Raw genomic sequence first — 20,778 nt, forward strand, 5'->3', positions numbered from 1 at the left:
TGGGCGCGTGCGCCGCGCTACTCGCGCATGGCGGGGGTCGCGCCCTCGACTTCGACGCGGCTCGCCTCCTTGTCGCCGGGGCGGTACGCGCCGCGCGCGGCCTTGACCCGGAGATGGACCGGGATGCCGAGCACCAGCATGATCAGGCTCTTGAGCACCGCGTCCATGCCCGCGCCGTGGAGCATCCACAGGGCGAACAGCAAGCCCGCGACGGCGATGGTGAGGTCCTTGGCCAGTGCCGCGCGAGTGACCGCACGCTCGCGGGTGACCAGCCAGAGCAGTTGCGCCGAAGCGGAGGACAGGTAGGGGATCACGGTGGTGACGGTGGCCAGGAGCAGGATCGTCTCGAAGGCGTCCTCGGACCACACGTGGTTCACCGCGACCACGACCGAGGTCAGGACGGCGGCGACCAGCACGCCGAAGACCGGCACACCCGCCCGGTCGACAACGGCGAACCGCCGGGGGAACACGCCGTCCTTCGCCGCCGCGTACGGCATCTCCGCGCACAGCAGGGTCCAGCCGTTGAGCGCGCCGATGCCGGAGACGATCGCAACCGCGGCCATCACCCCGCCCCAGGGGCCGCCGCCGAACATGTGGTTCAGCGCGTCGGAGAACGGTGCGGACGAGTCGACGAGTTCGGCGTGCGGGACGGTCCCCATCACCGCGATCGTGCTCAGCATGTACAGGGCGGCGCAGGCGAGCGTGCCGTGGATCGAGGCCCTGCCGATGTCGCGTTCGGGGTTCTCGACCTTCCGGGCGGCCACGGACGCGGCCTCGATGCCCGAGTAGGCGAACACCACCAGCGCCGCGGAGACCTGCAAAGCGCCGAGGAAGTTCTCGTCGCTCGTGTTGAACTCGCCGAAGTTGCCGCCCTCGACGAAGAACAGACCGACAACGGCCACGAACAGCAGCGGAACGACCTTGAGCACGGTGGTCACGACTTGGAACAGGCCCGTGTTCCCGACCCCGGACAGGTTGATCAGGGCCGGGATCCACAGGCCGACCAGGGCGATCGCGATCTTGCCGGGCATGGAGTCCCAGTGCAGGAAGTAGTTCACGTAGCCCACCCAGGCCACCGCGATGGCGGCGTTGCCGACCCAGGCGGTGATCCAGAACGACCACGCGGTCAGGAAGCCGGGGAACTCGCCGAACGCCGCACGGGCGTAGGCGTACGGACCGCCGGCCGCCGGGACACGCGCACCGAGTCCGCCGAGGATCGCCGCGATCGCCAGGGCGCCGATGGTCACCAGGCCGAGGGCGAGGATGCTGATCGTGCCGTACTTGGCGAGCGTGGCCGGTAGCAGGAAGATCCCGGTGCCCAGGACGCCGCCGACCACGAGTGCGGTCGCCTGCGGGAGGCCGAGGGTGCCCTGCGAGGTCTCGCCGGCCGCGGGTGCGGGCGCCTGCGGGAGGCCGAGGGTGCCCTGCGAGGTCTCGCCGGCCGCGGGTGCGGACGCCTGCGGGAGGCCGAGGGTGCCCTGCGAGGTCTCGCCGGCCGCGGGTGCGGACGCCTGCGGGAGGCCGAGGGTGCCCTGCGAGGTCTCGCCGGCCGCGGGTGCGGACGCCTGCGACGAGGTCTCGGGTGCGGCCGCCGGCGAGGACGTGGGGGTCGTGGGATCCACCACGTGGCTCATCGCTGCTCCTCCGTGTGTCGAGGCGATCCGGCGCCGCGGGTTCGGCTCCGCTTTCCACCACGTTCGGATCCTGCACCCGGGAGCGGGCACGCACCTCCGACACAGGTCACGACCTGCGGTGTCGCCGGGACCTCTCGACACGGGACCGTCGATCCGCCTCGATCGGCACAGGACACTGAAGCGACATACCCGAAACTTTCCGGCAATCACGCACACAAGGGCGGTATCCGTGTCGCCACGGATACCGCCCTTGCTGCGAACAGGTGACGCGGACTCAGAGCCTGGGGTCCACCGGCTCCGATTCCAGCGCGAGTACGGCGAAGACCGCCTCGTGCACGCGCCACAGCGCCTCGCCGGCCGCCAGTCGGTCCAGTGCCTCGGCGCCCAGCGCGTGCTCGCGCAGCGCCATCGAACGCTTGTGGCCCAGGCCGCGATTGCGCAACCGCTCCAGGTTCACCGGTTCGGTGTAGTCGGCGCCGTAGATGATCCGCAGGTACTCCGGACCACGGCACTTGACCCCGGGCTGCACACGTCGGTTCGCCACCCGCGCCGCCTCGCCCGCGAGCGGTTTGACGACCATGCCCTCACCGCCGGCCGCGGTCAGCGCGGTCCACCACTCGATGCCCGCCGCGACCTGTTCGTCGTCGGTGACGTCCACGACCAGTCGGCCGGTGGGCGCGAGCAACCCCGAGGTGTCGGCCGCCACCAGGCGGTCGGCGAGTGCGAGATGCCACGCGTGGTCCCGCCCCAGGTAGGACCCGCCGCGCCCGGCGAGCACCTGGAACGGCGCGAAGCGCAGACCCGCGAGACCGTCGGTCTCCCAGCAGTACCGGCCGTACGCGTCCACGAAGGCGTGCGCGTTCGCCTCGCGGCCCCGGATCCGGTCGGCGAGCTCGCCGACGTCGATTCCGCGTTCGAGTACACGCGCCAGCGCGGCGCCGGCGACCGGCAGCGCGGAGGTCGCGGCCGCGCCCACCGACGCGTACTGCTGCCGCAACAACTCCTGCGCCTTCGCCGACCACGGCATCAGCTCGGCGTCGAACAGCAACCAGTCGGTGTCCAGTTCCGCCCACAGCCCGGCGGCGTCGATCGCCGCGCGCAGCCGGTCCAGGAAGCCGTCGGTGGTGGCGCGGTCGGGGAAGAAGCCGCGGCCGGTGCGCGTCCACACCGCGCCCACACCCATCCCCTCGTCCACCCCGAACGCCTCGCGCGCGGCTGCCTCGTCCCGGCAGACCAGGGCGACCGCGCGCGAGCCCATGTGCTTCTCCTCGCAGATCACCGTGGCGACCCCGTCCGCGCGGAACTGCGTGAACGCCTCGGCCGGGTGTTCGAGCAGGCCCGGCAGCGTGCTGGTCGCGCACGGGGCCATCGTCGGCGGCAGGTACACCAGCCAGCGCGGGTCGATGGCGAACCGGCTCATCACCTCCAGGGCCGCCGCCGCGTTCTCCTGACGTACCGTGACCCTGCCCGCGCGGGCCGTCTCGACGTGCCGGCGACCGACCCCGCCGGGGCTCAGGTCGAGCACGTCGCCCAGGTCGAGGGTGCGCCCGTCCCGACCACCGGGCGCCTCCGAGGCCAACGGTCGCACCGGCTCGTACCAGACCCGCTCGGCCGCCACGGCGACCAACTCGCGCTCCGGCCAGCGCAGCGCGGTCAGCTCGCCGCCGAACACCGCGCCGGTGTCCAGGCAGATCGTGTTGTTCACCCACACGGCACGGGGCGTGGGCGTGTGGCCGTAGACCACGGTCGCCTTGCCCCGGTACTCGTCGGCCCACGGGTAGCGCACCGGCAGACCGTACTCGTCGGTCTCCCCCGTGGTGTCGCCGTACAGCGCGAAGCTGCGCACCCGACCGGACATCCGACCGTGGTACTTCTCCGGAAGACCCGCGTGGCACACCACGAGCCTGCCCTCGTCGAGCAGGTAGTGGCTCACCAGGGCCTCGCAGAAGTCGACCACCTCGGCGCGGAACTCCTCGCTCTCCGCGGCCAGTTGTTCGAGCGACTCGGCAAGGCCGTGGGTGGTCTTGACCTGCCGTCCCTTGAGCGCGCGCACCAACTTGTTCTCGTGGTTGCCCGGTACGCACAGCGCGTGTCCGGCGCCGACCATGCCCATCACCAGGCGCAGCACGCCCGGCGTGTCCGGTCCGCGGTCCACCAGGTCGCCGACGAACACGGCGGTGCGGCCCAGGGGGTGTACGGCGTCGACCGGGCGCCCCGCGTCGTCGCGGGTGATCCCATAGCCGAGCTCGATCAGCAGCGTCTCCAACTCGGCGCGGCAGCCGTGGATGTCGCCGATCACGTCGAACGGCCCGGTCAGGTGCCGCAGGTCGTTGTATCGGCGCTCGTGCACGATCTCGGCGCGGGCGACCTCGTCCACGCCGGAGAGCACGTGCACCTTGCGGAAGCCCTCGCGTTGCAGGCCGCGCAGCGATCGGCGCAGGTCCCGGTGCTGGCGCTGGACCACGTGCGGGGGCAGGTGCATCCGGTCCGGGCGCTCGGCGTTGCGTGCCTGGCACTCGGCCTCGGGGATGTCCAGCACGATCGCGACCGGGAACACGTCGTGGTCGCGGGCGACCTTGACCAGGTGCGCGCGGGCCTCGCGCTGCACGTTGGTCGCGTCCACGACGGTCAGCCGGCCGGACGCGAGCCGCATCCGGGCGACGTGGTGCAGCAGGTCGAACGCGTCGCCGGAGGCCGCCTGGTCGTTCTCGTCGTCGGCGACCAGGCCGCGGAAGTAGTCGGAGGAGAGCACCTGGGTGGGCTTGAAGTGGGTGCGGGCGAAGGTCGACTTGCCCGCGCCCGTGGTGCCGATCAGGACCACCAGGCACAGGTCGGGCATGGTCAATGCGCGGCGGGCGCTCGCGTCGTGGGTCATGCCGTTGCTCCGGTGCCTTCGTCGTTCGCGGTGGGGGTGGGTATGGACGTGGGGACGGCGGTGTCGCCGGGCCGGGGGTCGTCGGCGGTTCGCGTGGTGCCGGCGGGTTCGGTCTCGGTACGGGTGAACACGGCCATCTGCGTGGAGGGGCCGACCTCGGGGTCGACCTCGCCGACCGGTTCGAAGCGGGCCGCGTAGCCGTACTTGGCGGCCGCCCGTTCGGCCCACGCGCGAAACGTGGCGCGGTCCCATTCGAAGCGGTGGTCGCCGTGCCGCATGGCGCCGGCCGCGAGGCCTTCGCCGCCCGGCTCCTCGGGGGCGTAGCGGATGTTGTATTCGACGTTGGGCGTGGTCACCACGACGGTGGCCGGCCGGGCCGCGCCGAGCACCGCGTACTCCAGGGCGGGCAGGCGCGGCTCGTCCAGGTGCTCGATCACCTCGCACAGCACGGCCGCGTCGTAGCCGACGAGCCGCTTGTCGGTGTAGGTCAGCGCACCCTGGATCAGCCGCACGCGGTCGCGCTGCCGCTCCGACATCCGGGCGAGCTTGAGCTTGCGCTCGGCGATGGTGAGCGCGCGAGTGGACACGTCTACCCCGACGATCTCGCGGAAGCGCGGCTCCCGGAGCATCGACCCGATCAGCTTGCCGTCGCCACAGCCCAGGTCGAGCACGCGCTCGGCCCCGGCCGCCCGCAGGGCCGCCAGGATCGCGTCCCGCCGCTGCCTGGCGAGCGTCATGGGCCGCTCGTCCGCACCCGCACCCGCAGGTGCGCCCGCGACCACGGCGTCGGCGGTCGCCGGCGCGGTCGCGAGCGACTCGTCCGCGGCGACGGCACCTGCGCCCGCAGCGACATCGCCCGCGCCCGCGGGCACTCCGGTCGCGGGGGCACCCGCGGGCGCACTCTCGGCAGTCGCACTCGCCGGCGTCGCACCCACACCCTCGGGCACGTCCGCGGCACAAGCGGCGCTCGCAACCGCGACCGCGGCCGACTCCTCCGCCGCCCCCGCGTCCTCCTCGACCTCGTCCGGTACCGCGTTGTCCAGATTCTCCGGCGCGGTCTCGTCGACCTCGGCGAGGCGCTCGATCGCGCTGCGGGTGAGGGTGTGTCGCCGTGAGAGGTATCGGCTCGCGATCAGGTCCCGGTCCGGGTGCGCCGACAGCCAGCCCTCGCCGGCGCGGAGCAGCTTGTCCACCTCGTCGGGTGCGACCCAGTAGTGCTTCGCGTTGTCCAACACCGGCAGCAGCACGTACAACTGCCGCAGGGCCTCCGCGAGCGGCATCGTGCCGGTCAGCGCGAGCCGCACATAGCGCGAGTCGCCCCACGCCGGGAAGCGCGGATCCAGCGGAATCGGCTCGATCGCGACCTGCCATCCCAGCGGCTCGAACAGCCGCCGGACCATCTCCTCGCCGCCGCGCGCGGGCAGCGCGGGCACCTCGATCTCCAACGGCATCGCCGTCGCGGGCAGTTCGGGCCGCGCGTCGCAGCGCCCCTGCATCGCGGTACGGAAGACCGTGCCGAGCGCGACCGCGAGCAGCGACGAGGCGGCGTAGGGCCGGTCGTTGACGTACTGCGCGAGCGCGAGGTCGGGCGAGCCCTTGGCGCCCTTGCCCCGCTTGACCCCGCGCGTGAGCGCGATCGGGTCGACGTCGAGCAGCAGCGCCGCGGTGCAGCGCGTGTCGTCGGCCTCGGGGTAGAAGACGTGTGCTTCGCCGTAGGTCGTGGAGAACCGTTGCGCCTTCCCGGGATGCTTGTGCAGCAGGAAGCCGAGGTCGGTGGCGGGCTGATGGGTGGTTGCGATGGTCAGGAACACCAGGCCGATTATGTGTCAGATACCCACTCGCCGACGATCGCTTTTCACCGGTCTGCGCCCTCACTCCATACCCTCGCTCGACACACCCTCCGCGCGCCCCCGCCGTACATCCCCTCCCCCCGAGCCTCCACCCGTCGACGCCACTGTCAACGCCACTGTCAACGCCGCCTTCGACGCCACCATCGAAGCCACCGTCGCCATCGACGTCGACCGACAGTTCCACCGCCATACGAGTCGCCGCCCCGGGCGCGCTCGCGAGCTCTCGCGGGCAGTGTTGGCGCAGGCTGCCCAGGTCGATCGACAGGTCCCGTCCGGCGGCGGCGCGGACGAGCGCGGCGAACGCGGGGTGTACGGCGGTGCCGTCGTCGGGGTCGGTGTCGGTGACCACGTGGTCGGTGCACAGTTCGCGGCCGGCCGGCCGTACGCCGGCGATCGTCCGCCGGCCCGGGACGGACCAACCCTCGGGGACCGGTTCGGCGAGTGGCAGGCACAGGGCGACCTCTGCCCCGGCGGCGTCGGAGGGGCGTCCCAGGTCGAGCCAGAAGCCGCCGGTGGGTGCGATGCCGTCCGCGTGCAGGCTCGCGTACAGGTCGAGCAGTGCGCCCTCGATCGCGACGTCGGCGTCCACGACCGCGCCGTCGGGGCCCTCGATCACGGGCTCGGTGTCCTCGGGCGTCGCGACGTACTCGACGACGCCGACCCACGCCTGGGCTCCGGTCCGGCGCAGTCGCACGTCGTAGTCCACGTCGGCGCCGGCGAGCACCCGCTCCGCCGCCGCGATCGCCCGGTCCTCGCGTGCCCGTTCGGTTCGGACCGCCTCCCGGCGCGCCCGCAGCGCCTCGTGTGCGGAACCGCCGTTGCCCATCGCGGTGCGGATCGCCGCGAGCGGCACGCCGGCCGCGCGGAGCGCGCGGACCAGACCCGCCTGTTCGAGTTGGCCGATCGTGTACCGGCGGTAGCGCGTGTGCGGATCCACGTCCGCGGGCACCAGCACGCCCTGTTCGTCATACCATCGCAGCGCCTTGACGGTCAGGCCCGTGGCGCGTGCGAAGTCTCCGATGCCGAGGAACATCCCCATCACCTCCCGATCGACCACAGTGCCCTCTCCCGTGACGGGAGGGTCCACCCCAGGGCACCGGGAGGTCCACCGCAGGCGCTCGGGAAGCTCCACCGGCCGGGCACCGGAAGGCCCGACGCAGGCGCTCGGGAAGCTCCACCGCGCGGGCACCGGAAGGCCCGACGCAGGAGCACGGGAAGCTCCACCGCGCGGGCACCGGAAGGCCCGACGCAGGAGCACGGGAAGCTCCACCGCGCGGGCACCGGAAGGCCCGACGCAGGAGCACGGGAAGCTCCACCGCGCGGGCACCGGAAGGCTCGACGCAGGAGCACGGGGAGGTCCCGGCCGCAGGGGCGCGCCGCCACGATCGTCGTGATCGCGGCGGGCGCGCGGCCCGGGTCACCAGTCGTCGGGCTCGGTGACGGTCAGCAGGCGGACGAATCTCTCGTAGGACACCTGGCAACTCTCCAGGCGCTCGTAGGTGCGGGCCGACAACGCGACGGGAGCGCTGGGTTCCAGAGCCACGCTCCAGAACCAGCCCGGCGCTCCGGTGGCCCGTCCGATGACGGGCACGAGGTCGACCACCCGGCGACGCAGCCGGTCCAACTCGATACGGCAGGCCCCCGCCGTGACATGGCCCCGAGCGGACCGCGCGAGCACGCGGCCGTTCGGGGCGATGAGCCGCCACCGCACGTGCTGCTCGGCGTCCAGGTGGACGTCGTAGCGCGCGTGCCGTTCCGGCGTACCGTCCGGGGCCCGCGACTCATCCGAAGCGACCGGCGACATAGTCGGCCGTCCGGGGGTCGCGGGGGGTGCCGAAGATCGCGGTGGTGGGTCCGGCCTCGACGATGTGGCCGGGGGTGTTCTCCGCCGCGAGGAAGAACGCACAGTGGTCGGAGACACGTTGGGCCTGCTGCATGTTGTGCGTGACGATCACGATGGTGATGTCGTCGCGCAGCTCGCCGATGGTGTCCTCGATCCGCCGGGTGGAGGTCGGGTCGAGCGCCGAGCAGGGCTCGTCCATGAGCAGCACGTCCGGGTCGACCGCCAGGGAGCGGGCGATGCAGAGACGCTGCTGCTGACCACCGGAGAGCGCGCCGCCGGGTTGCCTGAGCCGATTTCTCACCTCCATCCACAGGCCGGCCCGAACCAGCGAGGACTCCACGACGGCGTCCTTGTCCGCGTTGCGCACGCCGGTCAGCTTCAGGCCGGCGACCACGTTGTCGTAGATGGACATCGCCGGGAATGGGTTGGGCTTTTGGAAGACCATCCCGACCCGCCGCCGGGTCTCGATCGGGCGGCGGGTGGAGTCGTAGATGTCCTCGCCGTCGAGCAGGACCCGGCCCGCGAGTTGGGCGCTGGGCACGAGTTCGTGCATCCGGTTGAGGATGCGCAGGAACGTGGACTTGCCGCAGCCGGACGGCCCGATCAGGGCCGTGACGGAGTTGGCCGCCATCACGAGGTCGACGCGTTCGAGCACCTTGTGGGTGCCGAACCAGGCGCTGACGGCCTCCGCGGTGAGCGTCGAGCCACGCCCGCCGGCGGATTGGGCCGGTAAAGGCTGGGTCTCGGCTGCGGGAGCGAGAGTCGTCGCACCGCTGTCCGGGCTGGTCACGTGCGGAGCCTCCGGGGTGTGGAGTGGGACGGACGAGAACCGGCGTCAGAGCGTCGCCGGGAGTACGCGAGCGGCGGATTCGTACAGTGCCCACACGACGGCGAGCACGACCGGGGTGCCGAGCAGGAGCGTGACTCGGCGATCGGGATGGCGGCGCAGCGCCCAGGCCAGGACGACGAGCACGAGCGTGAACGCCTGTGCCCACAGCAGCAGTCGCACGCCGGCGTCCGCGTAGCCGCCGGTGCCCTTCTCGTCCGCGCGTAGACCTTGCGGACGGCGGCCCTCCTGGGCCTTGGGGGCGCCCTGCAGTTCGGCGATGACCACGGTGCGACCGCCGGGCCGGATCCACGAGTCGGCGGTGATCAGCACGAGCCGGTTCTCCCGGTCGGGCGCGAGCACGTCGTCCTTGCCGTTTCTCACGTGCCGGCGCTCGATCACCTTGTAGGTGAACTCGCCCTGCTGGGTGGTGGCTTCGATGCGCTGGCCGACGCGCAGCTTGCCGATGTCCCGGAACGGGCCGCCGAAGGTGTGTGCGCGGCCCATGATCACGCTGTGTCCGCCCTGGCCGGGCAGGCCGCTGGTGCGCAGGTGTCCGGGTCCCTTGGCGAGCGAGTCCGCGGTGGTGCCCTCGACCACGACCTGTCCGAGGCCGATCGCGGGGATCCGCAACATCGCCACGGGGCTGCCCTTGTCGATGCTGCCGCCGAGCGGGCCGACGTCGCGGTAGAGCTCGTCGGAGAGCCGGTCGGCCAGGATGCTCTGGTCGCGCGCCTGTTGGATGTCGGAGACCACGTACAGGTAGCCGACGAAGCCCGCGATGAGCAGCGCGAGCAGCGCGACCGACGCGCCGGCGATCGTGTACGGGTCGGGGCGCCCCGCACGCGGCTTGCTCGCGCTCGCGGGCGGTCGCGCGCCGGCGCTCGCGGGTGCGCCCGCAGGCGTCGATGCGGCCGCGGGGGCGGTCGCCGGCGCGGTCGCGGGCACCTTGGAGACGGTGTCGGCGGTCATGCGGCTGCCCCCTGGCGACCGATCAGGCGCAGGACGGCGGCCACCGGCGGTGGCCAGTCGCCGGTGCGGCGCTTGTGCCCGAGCGAGAGCAGCACGGGGCAGGCGAGCAGGGCGGCCCCGCTCACGCACATCAGGATCAGCAGCACGACCGCGGACGGGTCGCCGGCGAGCGCGTCCTTGATCACGTTGGCGACCGAGGGAAACGGGTTGTTGTCGGCAGGCGGGGTGGCCGCACCGACGGGGGCGGTGGAGGGCGCGGTCGACGGCGCCGCGGTCGGGGCCGGGGTCGGGTCGGTCGCAGGCGGGGTGTTCGGGTTGCCCGTGTTGCCGGCGCTCGTGCCCGCCGAGGCGCCCGCGTTGTTGTTGTCGCCGCCCTGGTCGACCGGCGGCGGGGTGGTGGGCGGCGGCTCGCCGGTCCACTTGGGCGCGGCGGCGATCTTCTGCCGGGCGGCGGCGATCTGCTGCTTCTGGGCGTCGCTGAGCGGGATGTAGCCGGGCGGCAGGCTGCCGGGCTGGAAGCTCCCGGTCTGCACCTGGCCGGCGGTGGCCGCGTAGGCGAGGAAGGCGTCGATCTTGGCCGCCTTGGCGGCGGTGAGCTTGTCCGTGGAGACCATCGCCACGTCGGTGACGGTGAGCGGGTAGGCGTTCGCGACCGTGCTCTGGAAGTCGTTGGTCAGCGTGACTCCGTCCGGCCCCGGCTTGGCGGCGGCGAGGCCGGCGCGCACGGTCGCGGGGTCGGTCGGGTCGACGAAGTTGCCCGCCGCGTTGCGGATCCTGGCCACCGGCGTGCCCATCCGGGTGGCCGCCTCGACCGAGGTGATCGCCATGACGCTGTGGAAGCCGTACTTGTCCTGGCCGTCGTCCTTGGGACCGACATCGGTCATCGAGCGGTTGGTCGGCACCGAGTTGCCCAGCCGGTTGGCGATGTCCTCGTACACCGTCTGCGGCACGTTCACATCGACGAGCATCTCCAGGCGGTTGGTGTACACCGCGAGCGGATAGCCGACGTTGCCCACGCGCCACTCCGCGGGACACACCACGTTGTTCTGGTCCGGTGTGCCCGACAGCCACGCCAGGGTCTCCCGGTCGGAGGCCAGCCACGTGGTCAGCGCCCAGATGGTGTCGTCCTGGACGCCGCGCAGGATCGGGGTCCGGATGTTCCCGGGCCAGTTGCGGGTGTCGTTGATGGCGGTGAACTCCGGGTCCGTCCACAACGACCTGATCGAACCGGGCGTCTGCGGCGCGGCCGGATACGCGCCGGTGATCAGCTTCGCGATCAGACGGGGCGTCAGTTTCATCGACGGAATGGGCAGGTGGGTCTGGACGTCGTCGATGTTGAACGCGAACGCCAGCGCCCCGTTGGTCAGCGGCGCGTACACCGTCTTGGCCTTGTCGCGGATGCCCGGCAGCGGTACCGGACGGGCCTGGTCGAGTGCGCCGCCGATCGGCTGTTGGGTGACGCCGATGTCGACGCCGTCGCTGAGGAAGACCTCGCGACCGCTGGGTCCGGAGCCGGCGCTCACCGTCATATTGACCGCGTTGTTCCGGGCGGAGCACAGACCGAACACCCACGAGGCGCCCGCCTGGGTGAACTCGCCGGAGCCGTTGACCGACAGGTCCGGGTGCTCCATGCCCGGGCACGCGTCGGGCGTGGGTACGAAGGACAGCGGCGTGAACGCGGCCTGCCCGGCGGCGAAGGCCAGTTCCATGTCGGTGTCTCGAGGCGCCAGGGTGTCGCCCAGGAGCACGGTGGACAGGGGGCGGAAGGACGTCGCGGTGCTTGTCTCGTCGGGCATCACGAACACCGCGATCGAGCACGCCTGCCGGTCGGAGCAGCCGAGTTCGGCCAGTTGCAGTGCGGGCCGCACCTGGATCCAGACCTGCCCCGATCCGTCCGCGGCTGTGGGCAGCCCGGTCTGCTTGGTCGCCAACCCCGGTGGCAGCCCGTCCGGTTGGCTGATCTCCTGGCCGTTCTGCGTCCAGCGGGGAGCCCAACAGTCCCGAGGTCGGGGCGTAGTGCCCTTGCACTGCATCACCACGATGCTGTTGGTGCCGGCGGCGAGTGTGAAGCCGGTCCACTTCACCAGGATGCGCTGGTTGACCAGGTTGGCGCTCTGCGACACGGTCACCGCGGGCCGGGCCGGCTCGGCCGCGCCGGCGGACCCCGCGACCACGCTCAGCCAGCCGGCGAGCAGGGCCACGCACAACGCGAGGACGCCGGCGACGGACAGGGCTCGTCCGTCCGGCGAGGCGGCGGATCGTTCGGTGCCCGTCACGGCGACTCCACTTCTTTCGCCCGCGTTCGGGATCGACTCCCGGCGAGGACGACCCGCGCCGATCCTCGCGCGGCGCGGCGGCACTGCGGGAGCGGAAACCGACACGGTGTTCGAAAGTTCGCCTGCGCCGCACGGACCGGACATCTCCCGGTCACCCGACCCGACCGGCTCGACCGGCTCGACCGGCTCGACCGACTCAACCGACATCGGGCCCACGTCCTCGACCGAGGCGGCTGTACAGGAACGGGGCGCCGAACACGGCCGCCGCGAGGCAGACCAGGGTCAGCGCGTAGAACCACACCGGTGGCAGCGGTGGCGAGTCGCCCGCCTCGACGGATCCCGCGCTCACGGGCCCGCCGTTGCCCTTGTCCCCGCCGGCCACGACCTCGCCGGTGCCCGCGTCGGGCGTACCGCCGCCGCTGCTCCCGTCCCCACCCTGCGCCCCGGGCACGCCCCCGGCACCGGGGTCGCCCGGCGTGGGAGTGGAACTTCCGCTCGGGTTGGCCGAGTTGTTGCTGTTCCCGTTGTTGTTGTCGTTCGTGTTGTTGTTCTGGTTGCCGCCGTTCTGCTGCGGCTGCTGCTGTTGTTGCGACTTCTGCTCCGGCGGGACCCAGGACGGGTCGAAGGTCGGGTTCGGACAGGCGTCGAAGTCGGCCTTCGTCGGCTTGTCCAGGTTCGCCGGCATCACTCCCGGGTCCGGCGCGCCGGGGATCGACTTGATCGCCTCGTAGCCGAAGCTGACCAGCTTGGGCGGCAGCGGTGAGTACCCCAACCTCGGGGCCTGCGCCTGCCCCGCGCACAGGAAGTACTTGATGAACTTGCCGAGCGTCTCACCCTTGGCCTCGTTGAACGAGAACTGCTTGGCGGCCGGCACGATCATGTAGCTGTAGCTGGAGATCGGATACGCGCGCCGATCGGCGTTGGTGTAGACGTCGTCGAGGATCTGCGTGCTGTCCGGGTTCAGCCGGGCCTTGGTGAGCGCGACGGCCACCGCGTCGGAGGTGGGCTGGACGTACACCCCGCCGGCGTTCTTGACGGAGGCGACCGGGAACTGGCGTTGGAGGGCGTAGGCGGTCTCCACGTAGGTGATCGCACCGTCGCCGTAGCCCGCCGCGACGTAGTTGGCCACACCCTCGGAGCCCGCCTGCGCCTTGGCGGCGCCCTTGACCGGGAACTCGGAGGTCATCCCGCCGGGGAAGAACGGCCGCCAGATGTCGTTGACCTGGTTGGTCAGGAAGGCGGTGAACTGTGCGCTGGTGCCCGAGCCGTCGGAGCGCACGACCGGGGTGATCGGCGTCGACGGCAGCGAGAGCGCCGGGTTGTCGTCCTTGATCGCCTTGTCGTTCCACAGCTTGATCTGGTTGGTGAAGATCCCGGCGATGGTGCGCGGCGACAGTTGCAGGTTGCGTACCTGCCGGCCGCGGATCTTGAGGTTGTACATGAACGAGGTACCGCCGGCGACGATCGGCAGGTACTTGAACTTGGTGTTCGTACTCGCCAGCGCCGCGAGTTCGTTGGTCGCCTTGCCGGTGCGGTCGACGTAGTTGCCCTGGAAGGGGATCTCCGACACCGCGAAGTCGACGAGGTGTTGGGAGAAGTCGGTGCGTCCGGCGGTGGAGCCGTTCTGGTTGTAGTCGACGGCGAGGCCGCGGGCGGCGACGTCGGCCGCCCACTGCTTGGTCGCGGGCGCGCTCCACGTGGAGCCGCTGCCGTGGATCGCGGCGGCCGCGGACGCGCTGCCGGCGGGCATCAGGGTGAGCGGGACGGCGAGCGCGGACGCCGTGGCCAGTCGTAGCAAGAGCGCGGGAACGCGCCTGATCCTGGTCATGAGGTGGGCTCCGGGGTGAGGGACTTGGCGACGGCGGAGCGCTGCCGCTTGCGACGCCCGGACTCGCCGGGGGTGCGCCCGCCGATCAGGCGCGCGAGGGTGAACAGCACGAGGACGATCAGCAGCAGGGTGACGCCGGCGCCCCACGCGAGGGAATTGAGCTCGTCGCTGGGCGACTTGTAGTTCTCCCAGATGAAGTACGGCAGCGAGTTCTGCACACCGCTGAAGGGGTTCCAGTTCATGCCCGCGCTGCCGCCCGCGACCAGCAGTACCGGCGCGGTCTCGCCGACCACGCGGGCGCAGCCGAGGATGACCGCGGTCACCAGGCCGCTGCGCGCGGTGGGCAGGACCACGTTCCACAGGGTGCGGAACTCCCCGGCGCCCAGCGCCAACGAGGCCTCGCGCAGCCCGTTGGGCACCAGGCGCAGCACCACCTCGGTCGCGCGGGTGACGACCGGCATCATCTCGACGGACAGTGCGAGACCCGCGGCCAGGCCGCAGAAGCCCTGGCCGAGCGAGATGACGAAGAAGGCGTAGACGAACAGGCCCGCGACCACCGAGGGGATCGCGGTCATCGCCTCGACGACCACCCGCACCACGGCCGCGAACCGGCCGCCGACCTCGTTCATGTAGATCGCGGCGGTCATCCCGAGCGGGACGCTCAGGACGATGGCGATGCCCATCTGCTGGAAGGTGCCGACGATGGCGTGTGCGGCGCCGACCGCGACGCCTTCGGTGCTCAGCGCGCTGAAGTGTCGCTGGGTGGCGGTGAAGAAGTCGGCGTGCAGAATCTGGCCGAAGCCCTTGACGAAGACGTACCCGATCACGGTCGCGACCGTGCCGACCATCAGGGCCGCGCCGGTGGAGATCACCGCGCCCGCGACCCGGTCGCTCGCGGCCACCCTGTCCAAGCGCATGCGGGTGGCTGTGGCGTACAGCACCAGGAAGCACACGTACGCGGTGATCAGGTATCCCTGCCAGCCGGTGACCGGCAGGATCCGCCCGTAGAGCACCCAGGCGAGGCTCGCGCCCGCGACCCCCGCGCCGAGCGCGACGCCGACGTCGTCGGGGGCCACGCGGCGCAGCGCCACGCGGGCTTCCTCCGGTGGTCGCGGCGCGGTCGCGGGCGGCGGCGCGTCGGGCCCGGGCCGAACGATCGGCTCGGTGACGGTCATCGTCGTGGATCCCCTCGGTGGTGGGTCTGGTGGAGCCGCTGTTCGGTGTTCAGATCTCGGTGGACTTGCCGCTGCGCGAGCGCGCGACCAGCACACCGGCGACGGTGTTGACGGCGAGGGTGAGGACGAAGAGCGCGAGGCCGGCGGCCATCAGCGCGGAGATCGACTCGTTGTCGGCCTCGCCGTACTTCAGGACGATCAACGAGGAGATCGTCGAGCCCTGGCCGTCGAGGATGCGGAACGAGAAGTCGGTGTTGAACGAGATGATCATCGCGACGGCGATGGTCTCGCCCAGGGCCCGGCCCAGGCCGAGCATGATGCCGCCGATCATGCCGCCGCGACCGAACGGCAGGACCACCGCGCGGATCACGCCCCAGCGGGTGGCGCCGAGCGCGAGCGCGCCCTCCTTTTCCCCGACCGGCGCCTGGCCGAACACCTCGCGGCTGACCGAGCAGCAGATCGGGATGACCATCGTGGACACGACCACGCCGGAGATGAACAGCGACGAGCTGAACTGGCTGTCCACGAAGCGGGCTTTCACGTCGATCGTGCGGATCTCGAAGATCGGCAGGAATTCCAGGTTCGTGGCGAGCCATCGGCTGACCGGGATCAACTGGGGTTGCAGCACGAAGAAGCCGAAGATGCCGTAGATGATGCTGGGCATCGCGGCCATCAGGTCCACGGTCGAGGTGAGCACGCCGCGCAGGCGCCGGGGCGCGAACTCGGTGATGTACAGGGCCGCGGTGAGCGCGATGGGCACCGCGACCACGAGCGCGACGAGCGCGACCAGGACCGTGCCGGTGAGCAGGCCGCGTACGCCGAACGTGCCGGACTTGGGCTCCCACACGTCCTCGGTCAGGAATCCCCAACCGGCCCGATCCAGTGCGCTGCTGCCCTGGTAGAGCAGGTAGCCGCCGATCGCGACGAGCAGCCCCAGGACCAGGATCGCGACGCCGCGCGTGGTCCAGCGGAAGGCGTGGTCGGCCCTGGTCCGGCGTACCACGATCCGCCGGGGCCGATCGATGAGTTCCGGCGACTCGGGTGCGAACACGGGCGGATGTGCCATGGCTGTCGGCTCCTGGAAGCGGGTGGCGAACCGACCTGACCGTTCGTCATGTCGCCCGGCGATCAAGCCGGATGCCCCTCGCCTGGAGACAACCAGAGCGCAGCCCCTCGGCAACTGTCCGCTACGGAAACAACCGGTGCCGAGGGTGTACGGCAGTTGTCGTATCCGTGCCGCTCCGGTTGTGGAGTATCCGGTTTCCGTTACAGGCGCGGTCCGTTCGTGTCGGCGCCTCGTGCGGCCCGGTGCCGTTTCCCTGCCGGACATCCCACGACGATCAAGCCGCCGGCAGCGTTGTCGGCGTCGGCCACTGCGGTCGACGGCCAGCAAATGCCAAGAGAGAGTTGGGACTTCGAATGTCCAGCGTCTTCAGCATGCGCAAGACCGCCACCGTACTGGGCACCGCGACCGCCGCCATGGCGCTCGTCGTCGGCGCCAACGCGTCGGCGAACGCGGCCACTTACGTCAACGCCGGTTCGGACACGCTGCAGAACGTCACCGCGGCGCTTGCGTCGGACTATGCCGCCAACGTGGACCCGGGCGGCAACAACTGGATAACCGTGAACGCCGGCGTCCCGGCCGGTGGCCAGGCCACCGGCAAGGCGGCGTGCAACACCCAGTACGGCACCGGCGCCAACCCGTGGCCGAACGGGTCGAGCGCCGGCATCAACGCGCTGCTGGCCGAGCGCGCCGGTACCAGTGCCAACTGCCTCAACTTCGCGCGTTCCTCGCGTGGCCCGAAGGCCGGCACCGCCGAGACCACGCTCACCTTCGTCCGCGTCGGCGGCGACGCGGTCACCTGGGCCACCAAGAAGGCCGGCGCGCCCGCGAGCCTGACCTCGGCGCAGCTGCACGGCATCTACGACTGCTCGATCACCAACTGGAGCCAGATCAACCCGAGCCTGTCGGGTGCGATCCAGAAGCACATCCCGCAGGCCGGTTCCGGCACCCGCCAGGAGTTCATCGACAAGGTGCTCGGTGGCTTCGACCCGACCTCGGCCGCGAACGGCGCCTGCGCCGCGACCGTGATCCAGACCGCGCAGGAGAACCGCGGCGACGCGCCGCAGATCACCACGACCGACGCGATCATCCCCTACTCGCAGGCCGCGTACGGCGAGCAGACCACCCCCGCGTCGGGCGTGACCAACCACACCAACGGCTTCACCCCGCGCCAGATCGACGGCAAGGCGCCGAACGCGACCGGCTTCGTCGGCAACCGCTCGGTCTACTTCGTCTACGACCCGCTGGACACCGAGAGCGACACCGACACGATCGCGTTCATCAACTGGGCCAAGGCCCCGGCTCAGGTCCCGATCTGGCAGACCTTCGGCTTCGTCGCCTAGTCCTCGCCCGAGCCGAACCGCAAGACGTGACCAGTGGCGGGCCGTCCCGAATCGAGGGATCAGGGACGGCCCGTCCCACGGGCCTTCGGGCCCGTGGCCCAACCTCTTCTCGATGAGCGCGGGGCCCCGCGCGAGAACGGTCTCGGTGTCGCGCGCACGACGCGGCCGCCGAGGAACGCCGGCAGCGGTGGGTTCGCCCTGGACGACACCGCGACGATCGTGTGCACCAGGGGGCCGAGGCTCCGGCGCAGCTCCCGATCCGGGCCTTCCACGGTTTCAGGCCCTGATTGTCGCCGGGTCGACGTGATGCTCCGACGCGGCGGCCTTCCCGATCCGATGTCTCGAGTGTCCTCGCGGCACTGTTCACCCTCCGGTGGCGGATCGCTCATCCATTCGCCATCGCGAGCGTCTGACGTTTCCCTCGCGGATGCCCAATCGGCCGCCGCGTGCTGTTTTGCTCGAACCCACTGACCCCGGAAGGGCATTTCATGAAGCTCCGTCGTCTGCTCGCGCTCACGGTCGCGGTTCCGGCCGCGCTCGCGATCGCCTCCGTGCCGGCCATCGCCACGGACGCCGCTCCCACGTCGCCGGCGACCACCGCGCCGGGCACGATCAAGGTGAGCCCGCTGTACGGCCCGGCCGACGCCACCGGCAAGGCGACCGTCCGCGCGAGTGTGCCGTGCGGCCCCGACGCGACCGCGTTCCGGTTCGTGGTGCGTTCGGAGGGCGCCAACGAGCGGGTCTTCGGTGGCTCGTTCCTGGGCACCCCGCTGCCGGCCGACAAGGTCGCGGACACCGCGGTCGTCGGCCAGCGTGCGCTGTTCCCGGTCGGCTCCGCCACGCAGGAAGGCGTCGCGCACAAGCTCGTCGCCCAGTGCTACACGACCGGCGCCGACGGTGTGTTGACCATCACCGAGCCCGCGTCGGTCGACCTGCGCGTCAACTCCGGTGTGTGGAGCGCGCTTTCGCCCGAGGCCCGGGCGCTGCCGACCAAGATCGGCGCGCTGCGCTTCGGTCTGGTCCTGTTTCGCGGCTTCGCGCCCGGTGAGCACGTGGACGGCGCGGTGCGCGCGGCCGACGGCACCTCCACCCCGGTCTCGCTCCAGCCGCAGATCGCGCCCGACGGCACCTGGGGCGGCGCGCTGCTGACGCTTCCGGCGACCGTGGCCGACGGTTCCTACACGCTCGTGCTCTCCGGCACGAACTCGAAGGCGACCACCTCGGTCGCGATCACCCTCGACTCGTCCCGCCTGTGGTGGTGACGCGGCGTCGGTGACAACGCCTTGGGCCGCCGGGATTCTCCCGGTGGCCCACTTGCGATCCGTCCCCGTTTTCCTTTCTTCTCAACGGAGTTGACCAGATGAGCCTAAGACTCGCGCGCGTGCTGGCATCGTGCGGAGCCGGGCTGCTCGTAATGTCGGCCATGCCGACGCTCGCGGCGGCAGCCGACTCCGGCTCCCCGACACCGACGATCATCGTCGCTCCGGGCACCGGCAAGATCGATACCAAGGTCACGATGAAGGCGACGGTGCCCTGCGCGGAACCGGCCGTCAACTTCCGGTGGACCGTGTCCGGGGGCACGCTCACGACGCCGCGTCTGATCGGTGGCGAGACGGGCGATCCGCTTCCCGCCGATCGCATCCCCAACCGCACCGCACCGATCCGGTTGTTCCTGGCGGCGACCGATCTCACGGGCACCTTCAAGATGACCGCGCAGTGTGTCAGCGAACTCGGCGAGTTGCTGAGTGAACCCGCGTCGGTCGACATCACCACGGCGGACGGACCGGACGGCAAGACGTGGAGCGTGGCCGCTCCGCCCACCTCCGAGCCGCCGACCACCGCGCCGCCGACGACGACGCCACCGACCGGTGAGGACGAGACGCTCGTTCTCGATCCCACGAGTGGTGAGTTGGGGGCACGGGCGAGCATCACCGCCGCGAAGGCGTGTCCTCAGGCAGCGACCAAGTTCCTGTTCATCATGACTCCTCCCGGGGGCGGCTCCGAGATTCGCATCGGCGGATTCTCCCCACAGCCGCTGCCGGCGGACCGCAAGCCGGCGATTACGCCGAAGCCGATCAACCCGAACGGGGCGGCCGGTGACTACCGCGTCCGGGCCCAGTGCCTGGATGACGCCGGCACGGTCGTGGCGAACGACCTCGCGCGGGTCAACCTGAAGCTCGAGGGGACCACCTGGAAGGTGGTGGCCACGGTCGTCCCGACCGTGGGCTTCGACGAAGAGATCAAGATTCCCGACGCGGCGGGCGTCGAGGTCAACTACTCGCTCTCGTTGACGAACTTCCCCGCGAGCGTCCCGTTCAAGGCCACGGTCACCAAGAAGAACGACACGACCTTCCCTTCGGTCGAGCTGGCCTCGGACCGGACGGACGCACAAGGTCTCTACACCGCGGTCCGCTCCATCTTCCCGCGGACCGGGGCCACGTGGACCGACGGCGACTACATCCTGACGGTCACCGCGTCCGAGACCGGGCCCAAGGTCGAACGGCCCTTCAAGATCACGCTCGTGCACGCCGGAGCCACCAACGGATCGACGACCGGCACCACGACGGGCACCACCACCGGGACCACCACGGGCACCACGGCCGGAACGACGACGGGCACCACGACCGGCACGACCACCGGGACCACCACCGGCACCACGGCCGGTGACACCACCGGAACCACCACGGGTACCACCACGGGCACCACGACCGGAACGACGACGGGCACCACGACCGGCACGACCACCGGGACCGCCTCCGGCACCAGTTCCGGCACCTCCGCCGGCAGCGGCAACGGGGGCGGCGGCGGTAGCCTCGCGCGCACCGGAAGCCTGCTGGACCCGCGCCTGCTCGGCACCGCCGGCGGCACGCTCCTGATGATCGGCGGCGTCATGTGGTACCGCGCACGCGGCACCCGCAGCGCGCTGCTCGCGGGCAGCGGCACCTTCGGCGACGGCGACGAGGACACTCCCGCGACCGCCTGACACCGAGGGAACACACCGAACGGCCGCCCGCTGTGGCACCGGGGGCGGTGGGGTGAGAAGAGGGGCTCTGTCGCAGCGCACGGGCTGCGACAGGGCCCTTTCCCGTTCCT

Annotated in this window: 13 protein-coding genes and 1 pseudogene; 3 read left to right on the forward strand and 11 right to left on the reverse strand. The window is 71.4% G+C overall.

Going from position 1 to position 20,778, the window contains the following annotated elements:
- Window positions 1-17: 17 nt before the first annotated feature.
- The 11 genes and pseudogenes from ACIRL2_RS01340 to pstC form a co-directional block, all read right to left on the reverse strand.
- The gene (locus ACIRL2_RS01340) at window positions 18-1,634 is read right to left on the reverse strand and encodes an amino acid permease (protein WP_402229284.1); all 1,617 of its coding nucleotides are present in this window, start codon (window positions 1,632-1,634) and stop codon (window positions 18-20) included.
- Window positions 1,635-1,908: 274 nt separating this feature from the next.
- Window positions 1,909-4,509 (reverse strand): polynucleotide kinase-phosphatase, encoded by a 2,601-nt coding sequence (locus ACIRL2_RS01345; protein ID WP_402229615.1) that lies wholly within the window; start codon window positions 4,507-4,509, stop codon window positions 1,909-1,911.
- A complete protein-coding gene (locus ACIRL2_RS01350) occupies window positions 4,506-6,320 on the reverse strand; it encodes a 3' terminal RNA ribose 2'-O-methyltransferase Hen1 (RefSeq protein ID WP_402229286.1) in 1,815 nt (604 codons plus the stop codon). Before ACIRL2_RS01350 ends, ACIRL2_RS01345 begins: the two co-directional genes overlap by 4 nt.
- A gap of 874 nt (window positions 6,321-7,194) precedes the next feature.
- Window positions 7,195-7,398 (reverse strand): annotated as a pseudogene (locus tag ACIRL2_RS01355) (MerR family transcriptional regulator); the annotation flags it as partial.
- A gap of 378 nt (window positions 7,399-7,776) precedes the next feature.
- Window positions 7,777-8,163 (reverse strand): hypothetical protein, encoded by a 387-nt coding sequence (locus ACIRL2_RS01360; RefSeq protein ID WP_355529452.1) that lies wholly within the window; start codon window positions 8,161-8,163, stop codon window positions 7,777-7,779.
- Window positions 8,141-8,857, reverse strand: a complete 717-nt coding sequence (locus tag ACIRL2_RS01365; protein ID WP_395859937.1) for a phosphate ABC transporter ATP-binding protein — start codon at window positions 8,855-8,857, stop codon at window positions 8,141-8,143. Before ACIRL2_RS01365 ends, ACIRL2_RS01360 begins: the two co-directional genes overlap by 23 nt.
- Window positions 8,858-9,037: 180 nt before the next feature.
- On the reverse strand, window positions 9,038-10,000 hold the full coding sequence (locus tag ACIRL2_RS01370; RefSeq protein WP_402229289.1) for a sortase: 963 nt from the start codon (window positions 9,998-10,000) through the stop codon (window positions 9,038-9,040).
- A complete protein-coding gene (locus ACIRL2_RS01375; protein WP_402229292.1) occupies window positions 9,997-12,276 on the reverse strand; it encodes a hypothetical protein in 2,280 nt (759 codons plus the stop codon). Before ACIRL2_RS01375 ends, ACIRL2_RS01370 begins: the two co-directional genes overlap by 4 nt.
- 196 nt (window positions 12,277-12,472) lie before the next feature.
- Complete coding sequence (gene pstS / locus ACIRL2_RS01380; protein ID WP_395859835.1) at window positions 12,473-14,104, reverse strand: phosphate ABC transporter substrate-binding protein PstS; 1,632 nt, start codon at window positions 14,102-14,104, stop codon at window positions 12,473-12,475.
- Window positions 14,101-15,279, reverse strand: coding sequence for a phosphate ABC transporter permease PstA (pstA, locus tag ACIRL2_RS01385; RefSeq protein WP_395859836.1), 1,179 nt, complete (start codon window positions 15,277-15,279; stop codon window positions 14,101-14,103). The genes pstS and pstA overlap by 4 nt, the downstream gene beginning before the upstream one ends.
- Before the next feature lie 49 nt (window positions 15,280-15,328).
- A complete protein-coding gene (pstC, locus tag ACIRL2_RS01390) occupies window positions 15,329-16,345 on the reverse strand; it encodes a phosphate ABC transporter permease subunit PstC (RefSeq protein ID WP_395859837.1) in 1,017 nt (338 codons plus the stop codon).
- A gap of 371 nt (window positions 16,346-16,716) precedes the next feature.
- On the opposite strand from pstC, the gene ACIRL2_RS01395 reads away from it, so the two are divergent.
- The 3 genes from ACIRL2_RS01395 (at window position 16,717) to ACIRL2_RS01405 (ending at window position 20,668) form a co-directional block, all read left to right on the forward strand.
- Window positions 16,717-17,685, forward strand: coding sequence for a PstS family phosphate ABC transporter substrate-binding protein (locus tag ACIRL2_RS01395; RefSeq protein ID WP_395859838.1), 969 nt, complete (start codon window positions 16,717-16,719; stop codon window positions 17,683-17,685).
- 488 nt (window positions 17,686-18,173) lie between these two features.
- On the forward strand, window positions 18,174-18,947 hold the full coding sequence (locus ACIRL2_RS01400; protein ID WP_395859839.1) for a hypothetical protein: 774 nt from the start codon (window positions 18,174-18,176) through the stop codon (window positions 18,945-18,947).
- A gap of 161 nt (window positions 18,948-19,108) precedes the next feature.
- A complete protein-coding gene (locus ACIRL2_RS01405; RefSeq protein ID WP_402229296.1) occupies window positions 19,109-20,668 on the forward strand; it encodes a hypothetical protein in 1,560 nt (519 codons plus the stop codon).
- Window positions 20,669-20,778: the final 110 nt, after the last annotated feature.

This window comes from Embleya sp. NPDC127516 (genome assembly GCF_044765325.1).
Lineage (GTDB): Bacteria > Actinomycetota > Actinomycetes > Streptomycetales > Streptomycetaceae > Embleya.